Origin of the sequence: Allobosea sp. WAO (genome assembly GCF_001509835.1) — a bacterium.
Lineage (GTDB): Bacteria > Pseudomonadota > Alphaproteobacteria > Rhizobiales > Beijerinckiaceae > Allobosea.
In genome coordinates this window covers 258,435-280,782 of sequence record NZ_JXTJ01000003.1, presented here as the reverse complement: position 1 = coordinate 280,782, position 22,348 = coordinate 258,435, and the positions used below count along the sequence as shown (strand labels likewise).

General features: G+C 68.0%; 24 protein-coding genes. 12 read left to right on the top strand and 12 right to left on the bottom strand.

The features are described from left to right. Nucleotides 1-5: 5 nt before the first annotated feature. The gene (gene ispH / locus DK26_RS02895; protein WP_066468103.1) at nucleotides 6-986 is read right to left on the bottom strand and encodes a 4-hydroxy-3-methylbut-2-enyl diphosphate reductase; all 981 of its coding nucleotides are present in this window, start codon (nucleotides 984-986) and stop codon (nucleotides 6-8) included. A gap of 191 nt (nucleotides 987-1,177) precedes the next feature. Here ispH and DK26_RS02890 point away from each other — a divergent pair, with 191 nt between their 5' ends. The 3 genes from DK26_RS02890 to DK26_RS02880 all read left to right on the top strand — a co-directional run bounded on the left by DK26_RS02890 (nucleotide 1,178) and on the right by DK26_RS02880 (nucleotide 5,424). Further along, nucleotides 1,178-3,040, top strand: a complete 1,863-nt coding sequence (locus DK26_RS02890) for a monovalent cation:proton antiporter-2 (CPA2) family protein (protein WP_066468099.1) — start codon at nucleotides 1,178-1,180, stop codon at nucleotides 3,038-3,040. Next, nucleotides 3,037-4,404, top strand: coding sequence for an MATE family efflux transporter (locus DK26_RS02885; RefSeq protein ID WP_066468097.1), 1,368 nt, complete (start codon nucleotides 3,037-3,039; stop codon nucleotides 4,402-4,404). The genes DK26_RS02890 and DK26_RS02885 overlap by 4 nt, the downstream gene beginning before the upstream one ends. Nucleotides 4,405-4,518: 114 nt before the next feature. Further along, nucleotides 4,519-5,424: a DUF937 domain-containing protein gene (locus tag DK26_RS02880; RefSeq protein ID WP_066468095.1), complete on the top strand. Its 906-nt coding sequence runs from the start codon at nucleotides 4,519-4,521 to the stop codon at nucleotides 5,422-5,424. 121 nt (nucleotides 5,425-5,545) lie between these two features. On the opposite strand, the gene DK26_RS02875 is transcribed toward DK26_RS02880, so the two are convergent. Further along, nucleotides 5,546-5,908 (bottom strand): DUF1127 domain-containing protein, encoded by a 363-nt coding sequence (locus DK26_RS02875; protein ID WP_066468093.1) that lies wholly within the window; start codon nucleotides 5,906-5,908, stop codon nucleotides 5,546-5,548. A gap of 169 nt (nucleotides 5,909-6,077) precedes the next feature. Here DK26_RS02875 and DK26_RS02870 point away from each other — a divergent pair, with 169 nt between their 5' ends. Further along, nucleotides 6,078-6,959 carry a LysR substrate-binding domain-containing protein gene (locus DK26_RS02870; protein ID WP_066468091.1) on the top strand — a complete coding sequence of 294 codons (882 nt, stop codon included), beginning with the start codon at nucleotides 6,078-6,080 and terminating at the stop codon, nucleotides 6,957-6,959. A 16-nt stretch (nucleotides 6,960-6,975) separates the two neighbouring features. Here the strand turns inward: DK26_RS02870 and DK26_RS02865 are convergent, their stop codons facing one another. From DK26_RS02865 to DK26_RS02840, 7 genes are all read right to left on the bottom strand, one after another. Then, the gene (locus tag DK26_RS02865) at nucleotides 6,976-7,512 is read right to left on the bottom strand and encodes a TadE/TadG family type IV pilus assembly protein (RefSeq protein ID WP_066468090.1); all 537 of its coding nucleotides are present in this window, start codon (nucleotides 7,510-7,512) and stop codon (nucleotides 6,976-6,978) included. Then, nucleotides 7,512-7,976: a TadE/TadG family type IV pilus assembly protein gene (locus DK26_RS02860; protein WP_184231596.1), complete on the bottom strand. Its 465-nt coding sequence runs from the start codon at nucleotides 7,974-7,976 to the stop codon at nucleotides 7,512-7,514. Before DK26_RS02860 ends, DK26_RS02865 begins: the two co-directional genes overlap by 1 nt. Nucleotides 7,977-8,009: 33 nt before the next feature. Further along, a complete protein-coding gene (locus DK26_RS02855; protein WP_066468085.1) occupies nucleotides 8,010-9,107 on the bottom strand; it encodes a pilus assembly protein TadG-related protein in 1,098 nt (365 codons plus the stop codon). 248 nt (nucleotides 9,108-9,355) lie between these two features. After that, nucleotides 9,356-9,532, bottom strand: a complete 177-nt coding sequence (locus DK26_RS28400) for a Flp family type IVb pilin (protein WP_083532924.1) — start codon at nucleotides 9,530-9,532, stop codon at nucleotides 9,356-9,358. Nucleotides 9,533-9,652: 120 nt separating this feature from the next. Next, a complete protein-coding gene (locus DK26_RS02850; protein ID WP_066468082.1) occupies nucleotides 9,653-11,032 on the bottom strand; it encodes a glutamate--cysteine ligase in 1,380 nt (459 codons plus the stop codon). A gap of 118 nt (nucleotides 11,033-11,150) precedes the next feature. After that, entirely contained in the window at nucleotides 11,151-12,317 is a 1,167-nt protein-coding gene (locus DK26_RS02845) for a carboxylate-amine ligase (protein ID WP_066468081.1), read from the bottom strand. 161 nt (nucleotides 12,318-12,478) lie between these two features. Next, complete coding sequence (locus tag DK26_RS02840) at nucleotides 12,479-13,219, bottom strand: 16S rRNA (uracil(1498)-N(3))-methyltransferase (RefSeq protein WP_066468079.1); 741 nt, start codon at nucleotides 13,217-13,219, stop codon at nucleotides 12,479-12,481. A 291-nt stretch (nucleotides 13,220-13,510) separates the two neighbouring features. Here DK26_RS02840 and DK26_RS02835 point away from each other — a divergent pair, with 291 nt between their 5' ends. Both DK26_RS02835 and ubiA read left to right on the top strand, forming a co-directional pair. Further along, on the top strand, nucleotides 13,511-13,993 hold the full coding sequence (locus tag DK26_RS02835) for a hypothetical protein (RefSeq protein ID WP_157089482.1): 483 nt from the start codon (nucleotides 13,511-13,513) through the stop codon (nucleotides 13,991-13,993). An 18-nt stretch (nucleotides 13,994-14,011) separates the two neighbouring features. Next, nucleotides 14,012-14,962: a 4-hydroxybenzoate octaprenyltransferase gene (gene ubiA, locus DK26_RS02830; protein WP_066468076.1), complete on the top strand. Its 951-nt coding sequence runs from the start codon at nucleotides 14,012-14,014 to the stop codon at nucleotides 14,960-14,962. A gap of 200 nt (nucleotides 14,963-15,162) precedes the next feature. Here the strand turns inward: ubiA and DK26_RS02825 are convergent, their stop codons facing one another. Continuing rightward, the gene (locus tag DK26_RS02825) at nucleotides 15,163-15,693 is read right to left on the bottom strand and encodes a DUF6101 family protein (RefSeq protein WP_066468074.1); all 531 of its coding nucleotides are present in this window, start codon (nucleotides 15,691-15,693) and stop codon (nucleotides 15,163-15,165) included. 246 nt (nucleotides 15,694-15,939) lie between these two features. On the opposite strand from DK26_RS02825, the gene DK26_RS02820 reads away from it, so the two are divergent. The 5 genes from DK26_RS02820 to lpxK all read left to right on the top strand — a co-directional run bounded on the left by DK26_RS02820 (nucleotide 15,940) and on the right by lpxK (nucleotide 20,318). Beyond that, a complete protein-coding gene (locus DK26_RS02820; protein ID WP_066468072.1) occupies nucleotides 15,940-16,767 on the top strand; it encodes a 3'(2'),5'-bisphosphate nucleotidase CysQ in 828 nt (275 codons plus the stop codon). Between the two features lie 199 nt (nucleotides 16,768-16,966). Then, nucleotides 16,967-17,209: a DUF4170 domain-containing protein gene (locus tag DK26_RS02815; protein WP_066468071.1), complete on the top strand. Its 243-nt coding sequence runs from the start codon at nucleotides 16,967-16,969 to the stop codon at nucleotides 17,207-17,209. A gap of 24 nt (nucleotides 17,210-17,233) precedes the next feature. After that, nucleotides 17,234-17,995 carry a lysophospholipid acyltransferase family protein gene (locus DK26_RS02810; protein WP_083532923.1) on the top strand — a complete coding sequence of 254 codons (762 nt, stop codon included), beginning with the start codon at nucleotides 17,234-17,236 and terminating at the stop codon, nucleotides 17,993-17,995. Continuing rightward, nucleotides 17,992-19,293, top strand: a complete 1,302-nt coding sequence (locus DK26_RS02805; protein ID WP_066468070.1) for a 3-deoxy-D-manno-octulosonic acid transferase — start codon at nucleotides 17,992-17,994, stop codon at nucleotides 19,291-19,293. Before DK26_RS02810 ends, DK26_RS02805 begins: the two co-directional genes overlap by 4 nt. Further along, nucleotides 19,290-20,318, top strand: a complete 1,029-nt coding sequence (gene lpxK, locus DK26_RS02800; RefSeq protein WP_349236317.1) for a tetraacyldisaccharide 4'-kinase — start codon at nucleotides 19,290-19,292, stop codon at nucleotides 20,316-20,318. The genes DK26_RS02805 and lpxK overlap by 4 nt, the downstream gene beginning before the upstream one ends. Here the strand turns inward: lpxK and DK26_RS02795 are convergent. Further along, nucleotides 20,289-20,510 carry a DUF2093 domain-containing protein gene (locus DK26_RS02795; RefSeq protein ID WP_066468068.1) on the bottom strand — a complete coding sequence of 74 codons (222 nt, stop codon included), beginning with the start codon at nucleotides 20,508-20,510 and terminating at the stop codon, nucleotides 20,289-20,291. The two genes, lpxK and DK26_RS02795, sit on opposite strands and share 30 nt — an antisense overlap. Nucleotides 20,511-20,628: 118 nt before the next feature. Here DK26_RS02795 and DK26_RS02790 point away from each other — a divergent pair, with 118 nt between their 5' ends. Then, nucleotides 20,629-21,477: a dienelactone hydrolase family protein gene (locus DK26_RS02790; RefSeq protein WP_066468066.1), complete on the top strand. Its 849-nt coding sequence runs from the start codon at nucleotides 20,629-20,631 to the stop codon at nucleotides 21,475-21,477. 43 nt (nucleotides 21,478-21,520) lie between these two features. Here the strand turns inward: DK26_RS02790 and DK26_RS02785 are convergent, their stop codons facing one another. Next, complete coding sequence (locus tag DK26_RS02785) at nucleotides 21,521-22,297, bottom strand: SGNH/GDSL hydrolase family protein (protein ID WP_066468064.1); 777 nt, start codon at nucleotides 22,295-22,297, stop codon at nucleotides 21,521-21,523. Nucleotides 22,298-22,348 lie beyond the last annotated feature (51 nt).

The following is a 22,348-nucleotide window of genomic DNA, read 5'->3' as shown; positions in this document are numbered from 1 at the left end:
TCAGCTCACTCGGCCGGGGTCGAGGCCGGCTCGCCGCGCAATTCGCGCGGCAGGGGGAAGAAGACGCTCTCATCGGCGGTCGAGACGGTCTCGACCGTGACGTCATAGCGTTCGGCGAAGGCGTCGATGATCTCCTCGACCAGAACTTCCGGCGCGCTCGCGCCGGCGGTCAGGCCGAGCCGGCGGATATTGCCGAATTGCGACCAGTCGATCTCGTCGGTGCGCAGCACCAGGCGCGCCACCGGGCAGCCGGCACGCTCGGCGACCTCGCGCAGGCGCTGCGAGTTCGAGGAATTGGGCGAGCCGACAACGATCAGCCCGTTGACCAGCGGGGCGACGCGCTTGACCGCCTCCTGCCGGTTGGTAGTGGCGTAGCAGATATCTTCCTTGTGCGGCGCGATCAGCTGGGGGAAGCGCGCCTGCAGCGCCTCGACGATACCGCGGGTGTCGTCGACAGAAAGCGTCGTCTGCGTGACATAGGCCAGCGGCTTGCCCTCGGGCGGGGTCAGCGCCGCGACGTCCTCGAGCGTCTCGATCAGGGTGATCGCGCCCGGCGGCAACTGCCCCATGGTGCCGATCACCTCGGGATGGCCGGCATGGCCGACAAGCAGGATGTGCCGGCCGCGCTTATGGTGGACCTCGGCCTCGCGATGCACCTTGGTAACCAGCGGACAGGTTGCGTCGATGGCAAAGAAATTGCGCGCCTGCGCCTCTGCCGGCACCGACTTCGCAACACCATGGGCCGAAAAGATCACCGGGCGCGTCGCATCCGGGACCTCGTCGAGCTCGGCGACGAAGACCGCGCCCTTCCGCTTCAGCGACTCGACCACGTATTTGTTGTGCACGATCTCGTGGCGGACATAGACCGGCGCGCCATGCAGCGTGAGCGCCTTCTCGACGGCGTCGATCGCCCTAACCACGCCGGCGCAGAAGCCGCGCGGGGCGCAGAGCAGAATGTCCAGCGGCGGTTTCGGGGCGGCGGTCACGAAGTTTCAGAGGCTCCGGCGAGGGCTGCGCCTTCTTTCGGTCTCACGCGAATGATGTCAAGGAAGCGGCTCGCCGCAGGCCGCAGGAGCCCCCTGCATCTGCCGCCCTCCCCGGCGCGCCGGACAACGCCTAAATAGCCCCGATCGACCCCGCGCTCGCGCCCGGCCGCTCCCGTCAGCACGGATTCCTCATGGCCGATGCCACCCATGCCAGTTATCTGCCGCCGATCCTGACCTTCTGTGCCGGCGCCGTCGTTGCGGTGCCGCTGTTCCGGCGCTTCGGGCTCTCGGCAGTTCTCGGCTACCTCGCTGCCGGCATCGCGATCGGCCCCTCGCTGCTTGCCCTGGTCAAGGATCCCGACGCCATTCGCAGCATCGCCGAGCTCGGCGTCGTGCTGCTGCTCTTCCTGGTCGGGCTCGAATTGCAGCCCTCGCGCCTCTATTCGATGCGGCGCGACATCTTAGGCACCGGCCTCGCCCAGATGGTGCTCAGCGCGGGCGTGATCGGCGGCATCGCCTGGCGGCTCGGGCTCAGCCCGGCCGGGGCGGCCGCGGTCGGCCTTGCGCTCGCCCTCTCCGCCACCTCGATCGCCCTGCAGTTGCTCGAGGAGCGCGGGGACGGAGCCGAGCGCTATGGCCGGCGCTGCTTCTCCGTGTTGCTGTTCCAGGACATCACGATCGCGCCGATCCTCGCGGTGCTGCCGCTGCTGGCGACGACCAGCGCGGCCAATGAAGAGAACGCGATGCAGGCCCTGGCCGGCATCGGTGCGGCGCTGCTCGCAGTTGCGGCACTCGTCTTCGCCGGCCGCTACGCGCTGAACCCATTCTTCCGGCTGCTCGCCAAATCCGGCGCCCGCGAGGTGATGACCGCAGCTGCGCTGCTCGTCGTGCTCGGCGCGGCGCTGGTGATGGAACAGGTCGGCCTCTCCATGGCGATGGGCGCCTTTCTCGCCGGCGTGCTGCTGGCCGACTCGCATTTCCGGCATGAGCTGGAAGCCGATATCGAGCCCTTCCGCGGCGTGCTGCTCGGCCTGTTCTTCATGGCGGTCGGCATGTCGATCGACCTGAAGCTGGTGCTCGACAATGCGCTGCTGCTCGCCATCGCCGCGCCGGCGCTGGTGCTGTTCAAGATCGCCGTCGCCGCCGCGATCCTGCGCGCCTCCTGCTCGACCTGGACCGAAGCGATCCGGGCCGGAGCCCTGCTGTCGCCGGCTGGCGAGTTCGCCTTCGTGATGCTGCCGATGGCGGCTTCGCTCGGCCTGCTGAGCGAGCATCACGGCGCCATCGCCACGGCGCTGGCCGCACTCAGCATGCTGATCGGCCCGATCCTCGCCAAGCTGATCGACGCCTGGCTGCTGGCGCGCGCCGCCCCGCCGGAGGAGATCGAGGAGGATTTCAGCGGCACCACGCCTTCCGTGCTGGTGATCGGTTTCGGCCGCTTCGGCCAGGTGGTGACGCAGGCGCTGCTGCTGCAGCATATCGACGTGACCGTGATCGATTCCGATGTCGAGCGCATCCGCTCCGCCGCGAAGTTCGGCTTCAAGATTTATTACGGCGACGGCACGCGGCTCGACGTGCTGCGCGCAGCGGGAGCCGGCAAGGCCAGGATCGTGTGCATCTGCATCGACAATCGTGAGGCGGCGCTGCGCATCGTCGAGATGGCCAAGGCCGAGTTCCCGACGGTGCGACTGCACGCGCGCGCCTTCGACCGCGTCCACGCCATCGACCTGATGCGCGCCGATGTCGACTTCCAGATGCGCGAGACCTTCGAATCGGCGCTCGGCTTCAGCCGGGTGACGCTGGAGGGACTCGGGCTCGACTATGAGGAGGCGAGCCTGGTGATCGAGAACGTGCGCGAACGCGACGCCCAGCGCATGGAGATCCAGTTCAGCGAGGGCATCGCCGCAGGCCTGCAGAAGGTGCCGCGCGTCTCGCCCGAGCCGCTGGTCAAGCCCAAGGCCAAGTCGAAGGCGCTCTCCGAGGAGACGCGCGAGGTCATCGAGGATGGCGGTGCCGAGGTCGCCGTCGGCGGGGTCGGAGAACCTGCCGAGTGAACGCACCCAGCAAAAGCCCTGCCGTGTTCGTCACCGGCTCGACCCTGCGCCATGTCGCGGTGATGACCGCGACCGCTTCCGTCGGCCTGATGGCGGTGTTCGTCGTCGACCTCTTGTCACTGCTCTACGTCTCGCGGCTGGGGCGTCCTGCGGCGACGGCCGGCGTCGGCTACGCCACCATCGTCCTCTACCTCGTCGTCTCCTTCAATGTCGGCCTGATGATCGCGGTGACCGCCCTGACGGCGCGCGCGCTCGGCGCCGGAGATCGCTCCGCCGCGCGCCGGCTCGCGGGCTCCTCGCTTGCGCTGATGGCCGTCGCGGCCTTCGTGCTGAGCGCGCTGATCCTGCCGCTGCTGCCATGGCTCCTGACCAAGCTCGGCGCGCGGGGCGAGGCCTACGCCGTCGCCCACTCCTTCCTGTGGATCACCTTGCCGTCGAATGTGCTGATGGCGCTCGGCATGGGCTTTTCCGCCGTGCTGCGCGCCGTCGGCGACGCCAAGCGGGCGATGTATGTCACATTGTCGGGCGGCATCGTCATCGCCGGCCTCGACCCGCTGCTGATCTTCGGCCTCGGCCTTGGACCGGACGGTGCCGCCATCGCCACCGTGATCTCGCGGCTGATGCTCGTCGCGGTTGGCTATCATGGCGCGGTCAAGGTGCACGGCATCGTGGCGCGGCCGACATTCGCGGCAGTGCGCACCGATGCCGGGCGGGCCTTCGCCATCGCCGCCCCGGCGATCCTGACCAATCTCTCCGCGCCGATCGCGAACGCCTTCTTCGCCAGCGTCATCGCCCGCTTCGGCGACCAGGCGATCGCCGCCACCGCGATCATCGACCGGCTCGTCCCGGTGGCGTTCGGCGCATTGTTCGCGCTGTCCGGCGCGATCGGGCCGATCCTCGGCCAGAACTGGGGCGCGCTGCGCTTCGACCGGATGCGCCGGGCGCTGACCGACTCGGTCTGCTTCGCCGCCGGTTGCGTCGCCGTCGCCTGGCTGCTGTTGGTGCTCCTGCGCCACCCGCTGACGACCCTATTCGACGCGAGCGGCGAGACGGCGGAGATCGTGGTGTTCTTCTGCCTGATCTCGGGGCCGATGTGGCTGTTCGTAGGCGCGCTCTTCGTCGCCAACGCCGCCTTCAACAATCTCGGCATGCCGCTTTACTCCACCGTGTTCAGCTGGGGCCGGGCAACCCTCGGCACCGTGCCGATGGCGTTCATCGGCGCACACTATGCCGGGCCGAAAGGAGCGCTGGCCGGTGTGGCGCTCGGGGCGGTGCTGTTCGGCGTGCTGGCGCTGGTCTTCGCCTACCGCGCCATCGGCAGGCTGGAGCGGCAAGCGACGGCGCAAGCGGCCTCGCTTGCCTGATGCCGCCCGGCTGATATCGTCGGGTGAATGGCTGGCGCGCTCCGGTGGTTCGACCGATTCCGGCCGAACGGAAGGCGCGCCGATGGCGGGACCGAGCCCGCAAGGGAGCATGCCATGATGAACCTTTTCGAGATGATGCAGACGGCCCAGAATGGCCAGGCCATGCAGAATCTGGCGCGGCAATACGGTCTCTCCCAGCAGCAGACGCAAGCCGCGCTCGATGCGCTCTTGCCGGCCTTCTCGATGGGCCTGCAGCGGCAGACGCAGAACCCCTACGCCTTCGGCAATCTCGCCCAGATGATGACGGCGACGCCCTTCGGCCAGATGTACGACACCGATGGCGACGGTATCCCTGATTCCGCGACGCCGATGGGCAAGGACGTGCTGAGTCAGCTCTTCGGCTCCAAGGAGGTCAGCAACGCCATAACCGCCCAGGCGGCCGCGACTAGCGGCGTCGGCCAGGCGATCCTGAAGCAGATGCTGCCGGTGATCGCGGCGATGGTGATGGGCGGATTGTCCAAATCGGCCGGCAATCAGGGCCTCGGCGGCATTCTCGGCCAGTTCGCCGAAATGATGAGCGGACAGGCCCCGAACCAGCCGAAGCCAGGCATGCAGGCCAGCCCCGGCAATCCGCTCGAAGCCATTCTCGGCGGCTTGTTCGGCGGCCAGCCGCCCGCGACCGGACAGGCTCCGGGCAGCGGCCCGTTCGGCGGCGCGCCTATGCCGGGCAACCCGGCCGATATGGGCAACATCTTCGGGCAGATCCTGACCGGCATGTTCGGCGGCGGCCAGCCGCCACAGGAGGGACCCAAGCCAGCGCCGCAGCGCCGCCAGCCCGAGCCGGCACCGGAGCCCGAGCCGCAGCAGCCCGCGCCTTCCGGCGAGACCAGTCCGGGCTCGATCGGCCTCGATGCGCTCAACCAGATGTTCGAGCATGGCCGCAAAGTGCAGGACAGCCATCAGGATGCGTTGAAGTCGATCTTCGACGCAATGCTCGGCGGCGGCCAGCGCCGCGCCTGAGGCTTGCTGCAAGGCCGGCTCCGTTCGGGGGCCGGGCCGCCTCACCTTCTCGGCGGACAGGGCGCAAGAAAAAGGGCGGCGGCCGAAGCCACCGCCCGCAGGAACGCGTCACGCCAAGGGGTCAGGCGTTGCACGCGATCTCGATGGTCCGCGCGGACGGCGCGGCGGCCGGCTGGGCTACGGCATGTCGAAGACCAACCTCTCGGCGGCGCGCGGCGGCCGACTGCTGCTGCGCCGAGCGGGCCGAGAGGACGGCGGAGGGATCGCGCAGCCAGGAGGTCGCCAGCGCGCCCTCGACATCGGAACGCACGAGGCCGATATCCTTCAGGCCGCGCTCGTCGAGTTCGCTGAGCTGCAGCACTTCGCGGCGATGCACCCAGGCGCGGATCAGATTTTTGAAACCGGTGACCGTCTGGATGGCGGCACGCGTCGCGCTGCCGCCAAGGGCAGACGTGGACTTCGCGGCATAGGTCATGAGCAGCATGACGGCCTCCTCGGGTTGAACGGCGGATCGGATTTTCCGGGTCCGCTGGACACGCCATGACAGGAACCGGAAAGTGCCCCAAAGGTAACTCCCCGCTGGTCATCAGCCAAACGAATGGTTATGATGTTTGGCACAACCAATTTTGATATTCCTCCGGGGGGATGCCGGCATGGCTCATGTGCTCGACGCCGACCAGCTCAAGACCTTCGTCGCCATCGCCGACACCGGCTCCTTCACCCGCGCCGCCGAGATCGTCTTCAAGACCCAGTCCGCTGTCTCGATGCAGATGAAGCGGCTCGAGGAGCGGGTTGGGCGCCCCCTGTTCGGCCGTGACGGGCGCCATGCCAAGCTGACCGAGGATGGCGAGCGCCTGCTCGACTATGCCCGCCGGATCGTGCGCCTGAACCTGGAATGCGTCGCGAGCTTCACAGAGGCCGATCTGAAGGGCCGGATCAGGCTCGGCGTGCCCGACGACTATGCGGACCGCTACCTGCCGGAGATCCTGGCGCGCTTCGCCCGCTCGAACCCGCGCACCGAAGTCACCGTGGTCTGCGAGCCGACCCCGATGCTGGCTGAGCGCATCGCCACCGGCGACATCGACCTTGCGATCATCACCCATGTCGAGGGCCGCGGCCAGGGCGAGATCATCCGCATCGAGCCGCTGCTCTGGGTGACGTCGGCCCGCCATTGCGTGCATGAGGAGGACCCGCTGCCGCTGGCGCTCGGGCGGCCGACCTGCAACTGGCGACAGGCGGCGGTCGAGGCGCTGGAGAACAAGGGGCGGCGCTTCCGCGTGCTCTATGCCAGCTGGAACTCGACCGCGGTCGGTGCGGCGGTGGTCGCCGGACTCGCCGTCTCGGTGCTGCCGGAGAGCGCGGTCAGGCCCGGCATGCGCATCCTCGGCGCATCGGAAGGCTATGCCAGCCTGCCCTCCTGCAAGATCGGCCTGCTCAGGACCCGGCACGACCCGTCGATCCTCTCGAACGCGCTTGCCGAGCACATCATCCAGAGCCTCGACAATCTGCAGAGCTTCAAGACCGCGGCGGAGTAGGCGAACGCGTGGCGCGTCAGGAGCGGGAAGAAAGAACCACGCGGGCCGAACGGAAGTTCTTGGTGGTGAATCCCCAGTCGTCTGCAAGACCAAGAATGATCGGCGTATGGGTGTAAGTCGCGAGCACCGCCACGCCCCTGTCTCCCTCCGCCATCCTCGCCATGGCCTCGGTATTCATGTCGGTGGGAAGATAAGTCATCGTGCCGACGATATCGTCGGCCCTGTTGTTCTTCTTCATGAACGTCGCCATGCCGAGCTGTATCGTCGCGAGTTTCGGCGCGATATTCGCCTGCCTCAGCCGGATCGCATCCATCGCAGAAATGGAGCAGCCCGAAGCTCCCTTGCAGGCGATCGCGATTGACTGAGCGATCTCAACCGTGAGGCGGTTGAGATCGCGCTGGATGGTGACCGCCTGGGTCGCATCCACGGCGGCTGACAACATCGCGAACATCACCGTGCTGATCAGCGCGAACTCCACGGCGGCGACGCCGCTCTGGTCGCGGACAAGGTCACGCCGCTTCGCATTCCGAAACAGTCTGGCGATAGGCTTCATCACGGCCTCGTATAGAGCGCGGCGGAAGAGACGTGCAGCGTCGGCAGCCCCGGCACGAAAGTGATCACCGGCGCCCGGGCGCGCATCATCATCAAGGTACCGGAGGGTCCGGCAACGAAGGTCGCCCCGGTGATCGGCTGGGCGGTCACCGCGTAGCTCGACAACGGCTGGGTCTCGAGCCGCAGATTGCCGCCGCAGTTCTCGAGCGCGATCATCCGCGCGCAAATCTGCTGCGCCACTTGTGCGCGGTTGCCGGCGTAGGTGCCGGCAGTGCGCCCGGTCGCCGCCTCGGCAACCGCATCATGGATGTACATCTGCGCCAGGAAAGCGAGAGCGAACTGGAGGATGCTGAGCAGCAGGACCATCGACGTCAGGCCGATGAACGCGAACTCGACCGCGACCGCGCCCTTTCTGTCGCGACGGAAGGCCCGGAGACATTCCGCAAGGCGCCTCGCTTCGACCAATGAGCCACCGATCCGCATCGCCTCAGCACTCCATCACGGGCAGTTGCCGCTGCAGAACCGGATGTAGTCGATCAGCCCACCATAGGTATCTTCCCGGCCGGCGGCCTGGAAGAAGATGCGGTAGGTCCCTTTCGTCGTGACCTTCAGCGGAATCTTGCGCTCGGTCCACTTGTCGGTGTGCACACAGACGTCGACTTGGTCGGTGGCCTTGTCCACGTCCTTGGAGGGCGTGGCATAGGAGCTCGCCTTCTTCTGAAAGAAGACCTCGATGCGGTTGGTCTGCTGGCTCCAGGTCGCAGCCTTGACCTCATCCCACTTCGCTTTCACGTCGGTACTCAAGGCACAATAGGTCTTGCCGGCATAGGCCGGATTCCGCTCGCGCGAAATGTACCAGTAGCTCAGCTCGTAATCACCAACCTCGAGGTTGGTGAACTCGCGCCACATGCTGGAATTGGTCTTGCAGCCCGAGGTATAGCAATGCGAATCTAGCTCGGCGAAGAAGTTACCAAAGCGTATTTCGTTTGCGGCGAGCGACGGGATACCGTTGATCTCGATACCGCCCTGGCTGCTCTGGGTGGTCCAGCCGTTCCAATTCTTCAGCACCGTCCAGCTGTTCGAGGCGACGTTATGGCCGGTCTCGAAGGACTCTGCGAACAGGACCTTGCCGGGTCCGGTGGTGGGCGGCGTCCCCGGAGTTCCCACGACGTAGTCGCATCTGCGCTCGACACGAAGCGAAACTGTTTCATAGCCCAGAATGCCGCTGAAGGCATTGGCACTCGCAGCCGTCGCAGTCGCGGTGATAACGTTGCTCGACAGCCTAGTGTCCACAACGACACCACTGACTCCGGGCTGGGAGAGCTTGCTGACTGCATCGTTGATCTTGGTCTTCGCGAACGAGGTATAGTCCCTTTTGGGGTCGGCACCGGTCTTTCGCGATTCGACGTTGATGTCGAGGGCGGCCTCCCGACAACTCAGCTCGACAACGCTGGCGATTGCCTGACGCCGCGCGGCCGCCTGGCTGTAGTCGATGCCGCCGCCGACGGCGAGCGCGAGCACCGGCAGGCTGAGGGCGAACATCAACGCGGTCGAACCGCGAGCATCCTTCAGGAAGGTGCGAAACAGGGGCGTCATTCCAAAGCCTCGCGGAAAGCGCCGAAAACACAGCGCGACAGTGCGAAAACCGTACGCGGCGGCGGATTGACAAAATCTTGCGCGGGCTGGTGAAAACCGGGGGTATCGGCGGATGAGCGGGTGCGAAAGGCCCGATCAGCCCGATCATGGTAAAATTTGATGAAAGTATCCCGCGCGATTTCGGGCCGATCCCTGCGGCAGACGCCGGCGCGCCGAGCCGGCGCTTCGGCAGCACGGGCGGTCGTCGATCAGGGATTGAAGCCGGCGGCCGCCTGCTGGAAGAAGCCGAGCACGCTCTGCCCCATCGTCGTCGCCGCTGTGACGCAGGCCAGCGAGATCATCGCGGCGATCAGGCAGTACTCGACGGCCGTGGCACCACGGTCATCATGCAGAAAGTCGCGAGCAAGGGCGAAAATCGGCTTCATGCCGCTATTGCTAGCGGCAAGCTGCGGAGAATTCGTTAATTCGAAGCCCCAAATTCGGGGGTAAGCGCAATTATCGGCGCGAAGCCGTCGCGCATGCCCTGTCCGCCCTGCCCCAGCGCCTCACAGCACCAGTTCGGTAAAGACCGGCTCGATCCGCCCGCCCCAGGCACCCTGCTGGCGTACGGCGAGTCGCTCGGCCAGGCTGCGGCCGCTGTCGGCGATGGCCATCACCGGCTCGAGATGGCGGGTTTCGTCGCGGCCCTGCGCATCAGGGCGGGCGCGGCGCGCCAGACCGGCGCGCGACAATTCGACGACCTCGCGCGCGATGTCGCGCAGCGGACGGCCGCCGATCCTGGCATTGAGGCCTGCCTTGGGCACGTCGTCGCGCAGCCGCTGGCGCTCTTCTGCGCTCCAGCCACGGACAATGTCCCAGGCGGCAGCCAGCGAGGCCTCGTCGTAGAGCAGCCCGACCCAGAAGGCCGGCAGCGCGTTCAGCATCTCGACCGGGCCGGCATCGGCGCCGCGCATTTCGATGTAGCGCTTCAGCCGCACCTCCGGGAACAGGGTGGAGAGGTGGTTGGCCCAGTCCGACATGGTCGCGTGCTCGCCCGGCAGCTGCGCGAGGCGGCCGGCGAGGAGATCGCGGAAGGAGGCGCCGGCGACGTCGTGATAGACGTCGCCGCGCTTGACGAAATACATGGGAACGTCGAGCGCCCAGTCGACATAGGCCTCGTAGGACATGCCGGCGTCGAAGGCGAAGGGCAGCATGCCCGAGCGGGCATTGTCGGTGTCGCGCCAGATCTCGGAGCGCATCGACTGCAGGCCGTTGAGCTTGCCCTCGCTGAACGGGGACGCGGCGAAGAGCGCGGTCGCGAGCGGCTGCAGGGCGAGGGAGACGCGCAGCTTCGCGACCATGTCGGCCTCGCTGGCGAAGTCGAGGTTCACCTGCACGGTCGAGGTGCGGAACATCATGTCGAGCCCGCGCGTGCCGACCTTCGGCATGTAGTTCGCCATGATCTTGTAGCGCCGCTTCGGCATCATCGGCGTTTGGGCGAGCGTCCAGAGCGGTGAATGGCCGAGGCCGAGGAAGCGGATGCCATGCGGCTCCGCCACCGCGTAGAGATCGGCAAGATGGGCGGCGAGCTCGCCCGCGGTCTCGTGCACGCTCGCGACCGGCGCGCCGGACAGTTCGAACTGGCCACCCGGCTCCAGCGAGATCGCGCCGCCGCCATCGGGCCCTGCGAGGCCGATGATGTAACCGTCGTCGAGAATCGGCTCCCAGCCGAGCCGCTGCTGCATGCCCTCGAGCAGATGGCGGATGCCGCCGCGGCCCTTCGCGCCCTCATAGGGCACCGGGCTCAGATCATCGGCATAGAACGGGAACTTCTCGTGCTCGGTGCCGAGCCGGAATGCGGAAGCCGGTTTCTCGCCTTCGGCGATCCAGCCGATCAGTTCGGCCTTCGAGCTGATCGGAGTGGAATCGGACACGTCGCGGGCCATCAGGCGCTCCGGCAAGGAAGGCTTCGGAGCGCCAGACATAGGCGAGCGCCGCCATGACCACAACGATCACGGATGCGGGGGTGTGGTCACAATCTTGCCGAAATGCATGATCCGCGGATCAAGCCGCGCCGCGCATAGTCGTGCCGGCCTGCCCGTTGCCGCCTGCGCGGGTCTGCGCCGCCAGCCAGTCGACCACGGCGCGCATGCCGGCCTCCTGGCCGCCGCTGCCGGCGCGCGCCTCCTCGAAGATGGCGAGCTGCATGTCCGCGCTGGTGCCGCCGGCGACGATACCACGGCAAGCAGCGAGGTCGCCGCCGCAACCCAGCGCCGCGGCATCCTCGGCCAACATCGCCAGCACCTCGTCGAGCACTTCGGCGACCGGGCGCATGGCACGCCGGGCTTCGCAGACGAAACCGCCATGCAGCCCATAGCGCTGCGCCCGCCAGATGTTCTCGGCTGCGATGGCGCGCGAGGCCGCGGTAAGCTTGCCGTTGAGCTCGGGTTTGCGGGCGAGATGGCGCACCAGGCAGCGATAGAGCGCCGCTATGGCGAGGGTATCGTCGAGCCGGGTACAGCTGTCGGCGACCCGCAACTCCAGCGTCGGGTGCTTCTCCGAAGGGCGGATCGACCACCAGATGAAGCTCGAATCGCGAATCGCCCCGGAGGCGACCATGGTGTCGATATAAGCGCGGTAGTCAGCCGCGCTGGTGAAGAGCTCCGGCAGGCCGGTGCGCGGCAATTCTGCATAGGCGCACAGGCGATAGCCCATCAGCCCGGTGCGGCGCCCTTGCCAGAAGGGCGAGGAGGTCGACAGCGCCAGCAACAGCGGCAGAAAAGGCAGCATCCGCACCATGATGCCGATGCGTAGGTCTTCCTCAGGCACCTCGACATGAACGTGCAGGCCACAGAGCTGGTTGCGGCTGCCGAGCATCTGCAGATCGCGCATGATGCCGTCGTAGCGCTTGGCCTCGGTGGCGCGCTGGCGTGCCCAGGCCGCACTCGGATGCGTGCCACAGGCCAGCAGCAGCATGTCGTGGTCGAGCGCGATCGCCGCGAGCCCGGCGCGCAGCCGCGACAGCGACAGCCTCGCCTGCGCCATGTTCTCGCAGACCGGCGTCATGACCTCGATCTGGGATTGCAGCATCTCGCGCTGCAGCTCGTTCGGGAAAGCCGCCTGAGCCGCCTCGATGAACTGTGGAGAAATCTTGCGCGCGATGCCACGGCTCTCGGCGTCGGACAGGAAGTACTCCTCCTCGATTCCGAAGCGATAGGTCTTGCTCGCCATGTTCACCCTCCCCCTGGCCGGCGCCTCCTCGGCGCGGCGCCAGACTGCCCGTCATTGAGTCGGAACTGCGACCGCGGTCCTCATTCCCTGTGCTCAACTCGGCAGGAGACAGCCGCGTTCCGCGACGCCGGCGGGGCATCGCCTGACGCAAACTCCGGGAGCTATTGGCTTATCCAGTCACCGAGTGTCGCTTGGACGAGGGCGAGCGCGGCAACCGCAGCCGTATCGGCGCGCAGGATGCGCGGGCCGAGCGAAAGCCGCAGAGTGGGCTCGCGCGCGAGCACGAGCGCGCGTTCTGATTCGTCGAAGCCACCTTCCGGGCCGATCAGCACCGCGACCTTCCCGCGCGGCGCGGACTGGAGCGCCGCGACCGGCCCGTTTGGCGCAAGCGCCTCGTCGCAGAAGACCAGCAGACGGTCGGGCTCCAGCCCGGCGAGCGCCGCCGCCAGCGGCAACTCCGGCCGGATTTGCGGCAAAGATAGAATGCCGCATTGCTCGGCTGCTTCGAGGGCATTGGCTGCGAGCCGCTCGAGATTGAGACGCGAAACCTGCGTGTGGCGGGTCAGCACCGGCTGGAGCACGCCCGCGCCCATCTCGACCGCCTTCTGCGCCATATAGTCGAGGCGCGCATGCTTCAGCGGCGCGAAGAGATAGACCAGATCGGGCGTGGGCGGCTGGGCTCGCATTTGCCGCAGGGCCTCGAGCCGGGCCTGCTTGCGCCCCTCGGCCCTGACCGCGCAAAGCCATTCGCCGTCACGCCCGTTGAAGACCAGGATGTTGTCGTCGCTGCGCAGACGCAGGACATTGAGCAGGTAGTTCGCCTGCTCCCGGGCGAGCTCGATCGACGCCCCAACGGCAAGCGCCGCGTCGCAATACAGCCTGTGTTTCGAGAAATCGCGCATGCGCCGTCGGTCCGCGTTGCTGGGGCGCCGCCTATCGGCCGGAACGGCCGCGTCAGCCAAGGCGCGCGAGATCACATAGTCGGCCAGGCGCCCGATCGCAAAAACCCGTCCATGCGGCGGCGGGACACAAGGGGACACCGCCTATCCGGATGCGAAAACCGCCACAATCGGCAGCTAGTAGCAAGCAAATCTCTGACCAAAGCGAGTCGACACTTTGCGGTGTGCGGCTGTGGCTGTTATGGACATGCGGCGCCGGGACGGCGCGGATGGTGAAGAATGCGGAGCGGGACGATGCGGCGATACGCTACCCTGAAGCTGGCGGCGTTGGCAGGCGCAGGTTTGATGGGTGCAAGCCTGGCACAGCCGGCGCTGGCACAGTCGCCTTCCGGTTGCGAGAACATGCAGAAGCTTCTGCAGGAGCGCCAGTCGATCGTGCAGAGCCTGAACGCTTCCAGCAAGGCGAAGCGCAAGCTGACCCCGCAGCAAGCCTGCAGCACGCTCGGCCGCCTCGTCAGCAATGGCAACGCCACGCTCAAATTCGCGAGCGCCAACCAGGATTGGTGCCAGATTCCGCCGAGCTTCATCGACGGCATGAAGGCCGACAACGACAAGGCTGCGACGATCCGCAACTCGGCCTGCAATGCGGTGAAGCAGCATGAGGCGATGCAGCGCAAGGCCCAGCAGCAGGCACAGCAGCAGCAGGGCGCGAACCCGTTCGGCGGCTCCGACTCGCTGACCGGCGGCCCGATGCGTGTCCCGCAAGGGGCGCTCTAACCCGAAAGCCCGATTGCTATGGCGCCTTCGCCCGAGCTCGCCGACGCGCCGCTGCCCGATGCGCTCCGCGGCCACTGGGTCGACACGCGCGCGCCGCGTCAATTGCGGCCTTATCTGAAGCTCGCCCGGATCGAGCGCCCGATCGGCTGGTGGCTCCTGCTTCTGCCATGCTGGTGGGCGGCCGGCCTCGCGGCGATCGCGGCAGGCCTGCCCTACCCGAATCCCTGGCATATCCTGCTCTTCCTGGTCGGCGCGATCGTGATGCGGGCCGCCGGCTCGACCTTCAACGACATCGTCGACCGCAAGCTCGACGCGCAGGTGGCGCGCACGCGCGGCCGGCCCCTCCCCTCGGGCCAGGTCAGCCCGCGCGCCGCCGCGCTCTTCATGGTCGGCCTGTCGCTGATCGGCCTCATCGTACTGCTGCAGTTCAACGCCTTCACGATCGCGGCCGGTATCGCCTCGCTCGGCATCGTCGCGATCTATCCGTTCATGAAGCGCATCACGAACCTGCCGCAGTTCGTGCTCGGCCTCGCCTTCTCATGGGGCGGGCTGGTCGGCTGGAGCGCGGTGTTCGGCCGTCTCGATCCGCCGGCCTTCCTGATCTACTTCGCCGCGGTGTTCTGGACCATCGGCTACGACACAGTCTACGCGATGCAGGACATCGAGGACGACGTCATCGCCGGCATCAAGTCGAGCGCGCGCTATTTCGGCCGTTACACGCAGCAGGCCGTCGGCCTGTGCTATGCGGTCGCAGTCCTCCTGGCGTGTCTCGCCACCTGGCTTGCCGGTGGCGGCCTCGTCGCCTTCGCGGGACTTGCCCTGTTCGCGCTGCATCTTGGCTGGCAGGTCCGCCTGATCGGCAGCGCCGACGGGCCGACCGCGCTGATGCTGTTCCGCTCGAACCGCAATGCCGGCCTCATCCTCGCCGCCGGCTTTGCGCTCGACGCAGCGGCCAAGGCGGCGCTGTAGGATCAGCTACTCTTCGCGGGCCGATGCGTCTTTCACCGACGACCGCCGATAGGCCGAGTTAGGAAGTGCAGCGCGCTCGGACTGAGCGGAGCAGTCGCCAGCGGACAACACTCTTAAGTCAGCCTAAACAGATCAGGCCGAGGCTCGCGATGCGGACCCCGGCCTAGCTATCTGTTTCGTCGCGACCGACGCGGCTGATTTCAGCCCGACAGGATCTCGCCCTGGATAACCACTGGGCGCTCCGTGAAGCGGCCAGTCTTGCGGCGGGTCAGGAAGCGCGGTCGCCGGCCGGCCAGCAAAGCGTAGCGGCGCCGGATGCGGACCGGCCCAAGCGCGAGCCGGCCGAGTTGCGGAAAGGGCTCGGTAATGACGCCGTCGGTGGATTCGAGCAGCAGCGGCAAGCCGCTGGAGCGCCCGAAATCACGCCAGGTGGCGACCGCCTCATCCTCACCGAGGACCGCGACCGTAACCGAGCGGCCGTCGCCGGCCGTGAGGGCGAGCTGAAAACGGGCGTCCTCACCCTCGCTGCTGATTAGACGCAAGGCGATGCCGCGCCAACCGGCACTGCCGCGCAGGATGCGAACAGGTCCGAGCCGCTCGATCCGCGGCGCCTCCGCCTGCTGCGACGGGGCCCCTTGCGTCCTGAAGGGCTGTCCATTGTAGTTGCTGGAGCCACCGGGGCAGGCTGGCTGGAAGCCAGTTTCCCCGGCGGCTGGCGTGACGCTTGCCATGGATTTAACGCCTCTCTTAATTCCCTGCTGCCCGGAACCCTCTGTCGAATGCGGGGTTCTCGTGCTTGCCGGGTGAGATTGCGTCCCGGGTCTGTCCGAGCGCTTAAGAGCTTCGGTTAAACAAAGGTATCGCGTGCCTTTTCGGGGCCGATCCGGCCCCTTTCCGACCTGATGCTTGACGAAATCTTTCCCTGGCGCGCGGCTTTTTCCTTGTTCCGCCATCTGCGGCAGTCATAACGGGGCATCATGCATCCCATATCCCCGCCCCACGCCAAGGATCTCCTGCCCGCCATTCGCGCTGCCTGCGCCGAGGCCGGCCAGCTCGCGCTCGACCTGTTCCGCCCCGGCGAGAAGACGGCAGCGCGGACCTGGGCGAAGGCCGGCGGCTCGCCGGTGACGGAGGCCGATATCGGCGTCGACACCTTCCTGCACATCCGCCTCTCGGCGCTGCTGCCCGAGGCCGGCTGGCTTTCGGAAGAGACCGCCGACGACGCCATCAGATTGTCGCGCCGTTACGTCTGGGTCGTCGACCCGATCGACGGCACACGCGCCTTCATGAGCGGCTCACCGGACTGGGCGGTCTGTGTCGCGCTGCTCGACGACGGCCTCCCGATCGCCGGCGTGGTCCATGCCCCCGCCAGTGCCGCGAGCTATTCGGCGCTGCGCGGCGGCGGCGCGTTGCGCAATGATACGCCGATCCGCACGAGCGGCGTCAGCGATCTCGCACAGGCCCGCATCGCCGGGCCCAAGCCGATGCTCGATGCGCTGGCCCGGCAGCATAGTTTCGTCGCCGTCGACAAGATTCCTTCGCTGGCGCTCAGGCTGACGCGGATCGCCGATGCCAGCATCGATGCCGGGCTGGTCTCACCGGATTCGCGCGACTGGGATCTCGCCGCCGCCGATCTCGTGCTGAGCGAAGCAGGCGGAAAGCTGACCACAGCCGAAGGCGCGCCGGTGCGCTACAACCGCGAGAGCCCGATCCACGGTATGCTGGTCGCATCCGGCACGGAGCTGCTTTCGCCGCTCGACCGGGCGCTGCGCCGCATGCGCGAGAGCGCACCGCAGCGAGGCTGAGCGCCGCTCGATGGCGCAATGCGACTATTGGCGCGTCATTGCGTACAAAAATGCTCGAAATCGGCGCTCGCGCGCGCGACCCGAATGGCTTAACTGAACGCGCGGCGCGCATGGCGCACGGTCGCCCGGAGCGGTTTTCGGGCGGCGCCATGAGCCTGCTCTCGCTGGAGAGCCCGCAACCCGGAACCGGAGGGAGTCGATGAGCGAGAGCCAGGAAAACAAGCAGCTTCTGCATCTGGTGATCGGCGGAGAACTGAGCGCCCTCGACGGTGTCGAGTTCAAGGACCTCTCGAAGCTCGACATCGTCGGTGTCTACCCGAACTATGCCGCTGCCCATGCCGCCTGGAAGGCCAAGGCACAGGCGACGGTCGACCAGGCGCAGACCCGCTATTTCGTCGTGCACCTGCACCGCCTGCTCGACCCCTCGACGGCGCAGCGCTGAGCAGAGGCGACCTCGCACCGTTCAATGGGTTTCTCGCTGCTCAAGACGCGATTTGCACAGGAGGCGCTGGGGCGCAGCCTGGCCTGGTATCTGCGCCTGGTGCGCCGGACGAACCGCTTCGTCGTCGAGCCGGCCGACATCTATGAGCGCGTGCGTCCGGACCTGCCGCTGATCATCGCGATGTGGCATGGCCAGCACATCATGATCCCGTTCGCGCGGCCGGACTGGATGCCGGCCTGTTCGCTGGTCTCGCGCCATGGCGATGGCGGGTTCAACGCGGTCGCGCTGCGCGAGCTCGGCATCGGCGCGATCCGCGGTTCGGGTGCGATGGGCAAGAAGGTGCGGGAAAAGGGCGGCGCGCCGGCCTTCCTCGCGATGATGCGCCGGCTCGCGGCCGGCGAGACCATGGTGCTGACCGCCGACATCCCCAAGCGCGCCCGCGTCTGCGGCGCCGGAATCGTCGCGCTGGCGCGTGCATCAGGCCGGCCGATACACCCGATCGCCGTGGTGACCAGCCGGCGGATCGACTTCAACAGCTGGGACCGGGCCTCGATCGGCCTGCCCTTCGGCCGTGGCGCCATCGTCGTCGGCGAAGCCGTGACCGTGGCGCGCGATGCCGACGAAGCGACCTGCGAGGCGGCGAGGCTCGCCGTCCAGGCCGGGCTCGATGCCGCGCATGAGCGGGCCTATGCGCTGATCGGCGCGCGCGATCCCGGCGCCGGCCTGCGCGAGGCCGCAGCCGCCAAGGACGCCGCGACCGCGGCGGCGAAGGCGGCGACGCCATGATCGGCCGCAGCCTGATCATCAGCACCTACCGCACGCTGACGGCCCTGCTAGAGCCTGCTGCCGCTGGGCTCCTGCTCTGGCGCCGGCGTCGCGGCAAGGAAGATCCGGCACGCATTGCCGAGCGGCGCGGCTATCCGAGTGTAGACCGGCCCGACAAGACCCTGGTCTGGCTGCATGGCGCCAGCGTCGGCGAAACCGTGACGCTGCTGCCGCTGGTCGAGCGCCTGCAGCGCAGGGGCCTCGCGGTGCTCGTCACCTCCGGCACCGTGACCTCGGCGCGGCTACTGGAGCAGCGCCTGCCGGCCGGCGCGATCCATCAGTACCTACCGCTCGACGTGCCGCGCTATATGCGCCGCTTCCTCGACTATTGGCGCCCAGATCTCGGCCTGGTCTGCGAGTCCGAGATCTGGCCGAACCTGATGATCGAGGCCGGCAAGCGCGGCATTCCGCTGGTCCAGGTCAATGCCCGCATGTCCGAGCGCTCCTTCCGGCGCTGGTACAAGTTCCCGAAGACCTCGCGCTATCTGCTCTCCGGCTTCGAGCGCTGCCTCGCCCAGTCGCAGGAGGACGGGCAGCGCCTCGCCCAGCTCGGCGCCCCGCGCGTCAGCATCGCCGGCAATCTGAAGTTCGACGTGCCGGCGCCGCCGGCCGATCCCAATACGCTCGCCCTGCTCGATGGCCTGATGGCCGGCCGCCCGGTCTGGGTCGCCGCCTCGACCCATCCAGGCGAGGAAGAGGACGTGCTCGCCGCCCATCTCGGGATCAAGGCGCATCTGCCGAAGCTCCTGACCATTGTCGCGCCGCGCCATCCCGACCGCGGCGACGAGGTCGAGGCGCTCGCCCAGGCGAATGGTGTCGTCAGCGCGCGGCGCTCGCGCGGGCAATTGCCGGAGCGCGAGGTCGAGTTCTATGTCGCCGACACGCTCGGCGATCTCGGTCTGTTCTATCGGCTGGCGCCGGTTGCCTTCATCGGCGGCTCGCTCGCCCCGATCGGCGGCCACAATCCGATCGAGCCGGCCAAGCTCGGCTGCGCCCTGCTGCATGGGCCGCTGGTCCACAAATCCGCCGATCTCTTCGCCGCCTTCGACGCCGGTGGCGGCGCCCGCCAGGTCGCGGACCGGCAGGAGCTCGCCGGCGCCGTGCATCGCTGGCTCAGCGACCCCGCAGCCGCCCGCCAGGCAGCCCGCGCCGCCGCTCAGACCAGCACCCAGCTCGGCGGCGCGCTGGAGCGCACCGTGCAGGCGCTGGAGCCCTTGCTGATGCGCGTCGCGCTCGGCCAGCGCGAGACGGCGCCATGATGTCAGCGCCGGGCTTCTGGTGGCGGACGCCACCGGCCGTCCCTGCCCGGCTGCTGCAACCTCTCGGCGCTCTCTACGGAGCGGCCACGCTCTCGCGCATGCGCCGCCCCGGCGCCGATGCCGGCATCCCGGTGATCTGCGTCGGCAACTTCGTCGCAGGCGGGGCAGGCAAGACGCCGACCGTTCTCGCGCTGGCGGAGCGGCTCACCGCCATCGGCGAAAAGCCCTTCGTGCTGTCGCGCGGCTATGGCGGGCGCGAGGCCGGCCCTCTGCGTGTAGAGCCTGCGCGCCACGGTGCGGCCGATATCGGCGACGAGCCCCTGCTGATGGCCGGGCATGTCCCGGTGATCGTCGCCCGCGATCGGCCGGCCGGCGCGGGTCTGGCACGCGCGCAGGGCGCCAGCCTGATCGTGATGGATGACGGGCTGCAGAACCCTTCGCTGCGCAAGGATCTGCGGCTCGCCGTCGTCGACGGCGCCGCCGGCATCGGCAACGGCTTCTGCTTTCCGGCAGGGCCGCTGCGGGCCCCGATCGAAGGGCAGCTCGGAGAAACCGATGCGGTCATTGTGATCGGCGCCGGCGAGCCGGGAGAGGCTGTCGCGAGGAGAGCTCAGGCGGCGGATCGCCAGGTGCTGCGCGCCGCGCTTTCGGTCGCGCCGGAGGTTCGGGCCCGCATCGCGGGGCTTTCGGTCCTCGCCGCCTCAGGGATCGGCCGGCCAGAGAAGTTCGCGGCAACCCTGCGCGAGAACGGCGCGAGCGTCGTCCGCGAGCGTCGCTATGGCGACCACCACCCCTATGCCGCGAGCGATGTCGCGGCGCTGATCGCGGACGCAAAGGCGCAGGGCTGCGTCGTCGCCGTCACCGAGAAGGATATGGTCAAGCTGGCGCCGCTCTGGCCTGCCGAAGAGCGCGAACGCCTGCTCGCGGTGCCTGTCAGGCTCGGCTTCGAGGACGAGAACGCGCTCGCCGCGCTGCTACGGCAGGCGATGTCCGACTCAGGGGCGGCCGCCGCGGCGCACCCTTAGCTGCACCGCCTCCGGCGAGACATAGGCTTCCTGCCACTCGACCGACCAGTAGCGCAGATCCTCAAGCCGGATCGGCGCTCCGGTGACGGCGCAGCGCACGAAGGCACCCGGGCGCACGACACGAAATTCGCCATGACCGTAGTCGAGCAGGGCCTCGGAGCCGGCGGACGGCAGGCGCTCATTGATGTTCATGACGGATCCGGTCTGCGGTGATGCGACAGGCACCGCCGCGGCCATTGCCACGGGGCGCAGAGACAAGTGTATGAATAAATTGCCTGATCATGGCGCTCTTGTGTTAACGTTCCGGCCGATGATGTCCAGTCTGGTCCGTATCCTGCTCCTCGCGGCAGGGCTGCTGCCCTGCCTTGCCGCCGCCGCAGGGGCCGGGGGCTATGAGCGTGTGCGCATCGCGCTCGACGATGTCCAGCTCAATGCCGTGCTCTACCGGCCGCAGGGACCGGGCCCTTTCCCGGCCGTGGTAGCACTGCATGGCTGCGGCGGCCTCTGGCGCGACAAGGACAAGCTCTCCACCCGCCATAGCGATTGGGGCGAGCGATTAGCCGCCGCCGGCTTCATGGTGCTGATGCCGGACAGCTATGGCTCGCGCGGCCTTGGCTCGCAATGCGGCGTCAAGGAGCTGACCGTGCGGGCGAGCCGCGAACGGGTGATCGACGCGGTCGCCGCGCGGCACTGGCTGCAGAGCCGCACCGATGTGCGCGCGGAGGCGATCTCGCTGCTCGGCTGGTCCGGCGGCGGCTCCACCATCCTCGCCGCGGTCCGCACCGACCGGAGCCCGGCCGACAAGCAACTGGATTTCAAGCGTGCGGTGGCCTTCTATCCGGGCTGTCGCACGCAGCTGGAATCACGCAGCTTCGCCGCGCGCCTGCCCGTGCTGATCCTGATGGGCAGTGCCGATGACTGGACCCCGCCGGCGCCCTGCGACTATCTGGCGAAGGCCGCCCGCGCCCGCGGCGAGTCGGTCAATCTCGTGGTCTACGAGGGCGCGGTGCATGATTTCGACCATCCGCGCCTCGATATGAAGCAGCGCGACGACATCGCCTATTCGGCGACGGGCACGGGCAAGGCGACGGTCGGCACCGATCCGGCGGCGCGCGAGGACGCGATCCGGCGCGTCAAGGAATTCCTGGCAGGGAAGTGATCGATGGCTCGCGCTCTCGGGGCGACTGCCCCGGAGCGAGCTTTCAGCGCGCGGTCGAAGCGAGCGTCACGCCGGGCGCCCGCTCGAGCAGGGATTGGGCGATATCCTGCGCGAGGCAGGAGTAGCCGGCATCGCTCATGTGGAAACGGTCACCCGCGAGCGCCGCCATGAAGCCTTCGGCGTCGCGCTGATACCAGCCCGACATAGCCGCAAAGCGCGACAGCACAGGCACGCCATTGGCACGGGCGATCTCGGCGATCGCGTCGACATAGGCGCGATAGCGCGCCGTCTCCTTGATGCCCGGATAGAACTGCGGATCGAGGATGGCGAGCCGGGTCTGCGCCTGGCGGGCCGCGGCGATCCCATCGGCAATGAGCGCGCGAAAGGCCTGAAGATCGCCGCCGGTGACGGCATCATTGGTGCCGACCTGCCAGATCACCAGATCGTAGCGCGTCTCGGCCAGCGCCTTCTTCAGGCGCTGCAGGGTCTGAGGCGCGATCTCGCCACCGATGCCGGCATTGACGATCTCGACCGGCCGACCGGAGAGCCCCTGACGCAGCAGGGCGGCAAGCCGCGCCGGATAGGTCCGGTCCTTGGCGCTGGCACCGACGCCTTCGGTCGAGGAGGAGCCGATCGCGAGCAGGCGCAGCGGCCCGTCGCCCTTGCGCCAGAGCGCAGCGAAATCCGGGGCAGCAGCGGTGGTGATGAGCGAGGTTGGCCTGCAGACGAACTCCGAGGCCTTCGCCGGCGCAAGCGCAAGGCCCGGCAGGGAAAGCAACGCCAAGGCGCAGGCATAGGCCGTCCGGATCCGAATCCGCATCAGGCACCCCCAACCGTCGATAGATTGCGGTTAGCCGGCGCTTGCTGAACG

What these genes read in the sequence shown, in the direction of transcription:
- lpxK (WP_349236317.1), top strand. Translation starts at nt 19,290, where the DNA reads ATGATGTCAGCGCCGGGCTTCTGGTGGCGGACGCCACCGGCCGTCCCT.
- DK26_RS02875 (WP_066468093.1), bottom strand. Translation starts at nt 5,908, where the DNA reads ATGCTGCTCATGACCTATGCCGCGAAGTCCACGTCTGCCCTTGGCGGC.
- DK26_RS02810 (WP_083532923.1), top strand. Translation starts at nt 17,234, where the DNA reads ATGGGTTTCTCGCTGCTCAAGACGCGATTTGCACAGGAGGCGCTGGGG.
- ubiA (WP_066468076.1), top strand. Translation starts at nt 14,012, where the DNA reads ATGGCGCCTTCGCCCGAGCTCGCCGACGCGCCGCTGCCCGATGCGCTC.
- DK26_RS02845 (WP_066468081.1), bottom strand. Translation starts at nt 12,317, where the DNA reads ATGGCGAGCAAGACCTATCGCTTCGGAATCGAGGAGGAGTACTTCCTG.
- DK26_RS02825 (WP_066468074.1), bottom strand. Translation starts at nt 15,693, where the DNA reads ATGGCAAGCGTCACGCCAGCCGCCGGGGAAACTGGCTTCCAGCCAGCC.
- DK26_RS02805 (WP_066468070.1), top strand. Translation starts at nt 17,992, where the DNA reads ATGATCGGCCGCAGCCTGATCATCAGCACCTACCGCACGCTGACGGCC.
- DK26_RS02785 (WP_066468064.1), bottom strand. Translation starts at nt 22,297, where the DNA reads ATGCGGATTCGGATCCGGACGGCCTATGCCTGCGCCTTGGCGTTGCTT.
- DK26_RS02790 (WP_066468066.1), top strand. Translation starts at nt 20,629, where the DNA reads ATGATGTCCAGTCTGGTCCGTATCCTGCTCCTCGCGGCAGGGCTGCTG.
- DK26_RS02855 (WP_066468085.1), bottom strand. Translation starts at nt 9,107, where the DNA reads ATGACGCCCCTGTTTCGCACCTTCCTGAAGGATGCTCGCGGTTCGACC.
- DK26_RS02865 (WP_066468090.1), bottom strand. Translation starts at nt 7,512, where the DNA reads ATGAAGCCTATCGCCAGACTGTTTCGGAATGCGAAGCGGCGTGACCTT.
- DK26_RS02850 (WP_066468082.1), bottom strand. Translation starts at nt 11,032, where the DNA reads ATGGCCCGCGACGTGTCCGATTCCACTCCGATCAGCTCGAAGGCCGAA.
- DK26_RS02840 (WP_066468079.1), bottom strand. Translation starts at nt 13,219, where the DNA reads ATGCGCGATTTCTCGAAACACAGGCTGTATTGCGACGCGGCGCTTGCC.
- DK26_RS02820 (WP_066468072.1), top strand. Translation starts at nt 15,940, where the DNA reads ATGCATCCCATATCCCCGCCCCACGCCAAGGATCTCCTGCCCGCCATT.
- DK26_RS02880 (WP_066468095.1), top strand. Translation starts at nt 4,519, where the DNA reads ATGATGAACCTTTTCGAGATGATGCAGACGGCCCAGAATGGCCAGGCC.
- DK26_RS02815 (WP_066468071.1), top strand. Translation starts at nt 16,967, where the DNA reads ATGAGCGAGAGCCAGGAAAACAAGCAGCTTCTGCATCTGGTGATCGGC.
- DK26_RS28400 (WP_083532924.1), bottom strand. Translation starts at nt 9,532, where the DNA reads ATGAAGCCGATTTTCGCCCTTGCTCGCGACTTTCTGCATGATGACCGT.
- DK26_RS02795 (WP_066468068.1), bottom strand. Translation starts at nt 20,510, where the DNA reads ATGAACATCAATGAGCGCCTGCCGTCCGCCGGCTCCGAGGCCCTGCTC.
- DK26_RS02870 (WP_066468091.1), top strand. Translation starts at nt 6,078, where the DNA reads ATGGCTCATGTGCTCGACGCCGACCAGCTCAAGACCTTCGTCGCCATC.
- DK26_RS02890 (WP_066468099.1), top strand. Translation starts at nt 1,178, where the DNA reads ATGGCCGATGCCACCCATGCCAGTTATCTGCCGCCGATCCTGACCTTC.
- DK26_RS02835 (WP_157089482.1), top strand. Translation starts at nt 13,511, where the DNA reads ATGCGGCGATACGCTACCCTGAAGCTGGCGGCGTTGGCAGGCGCAGGT.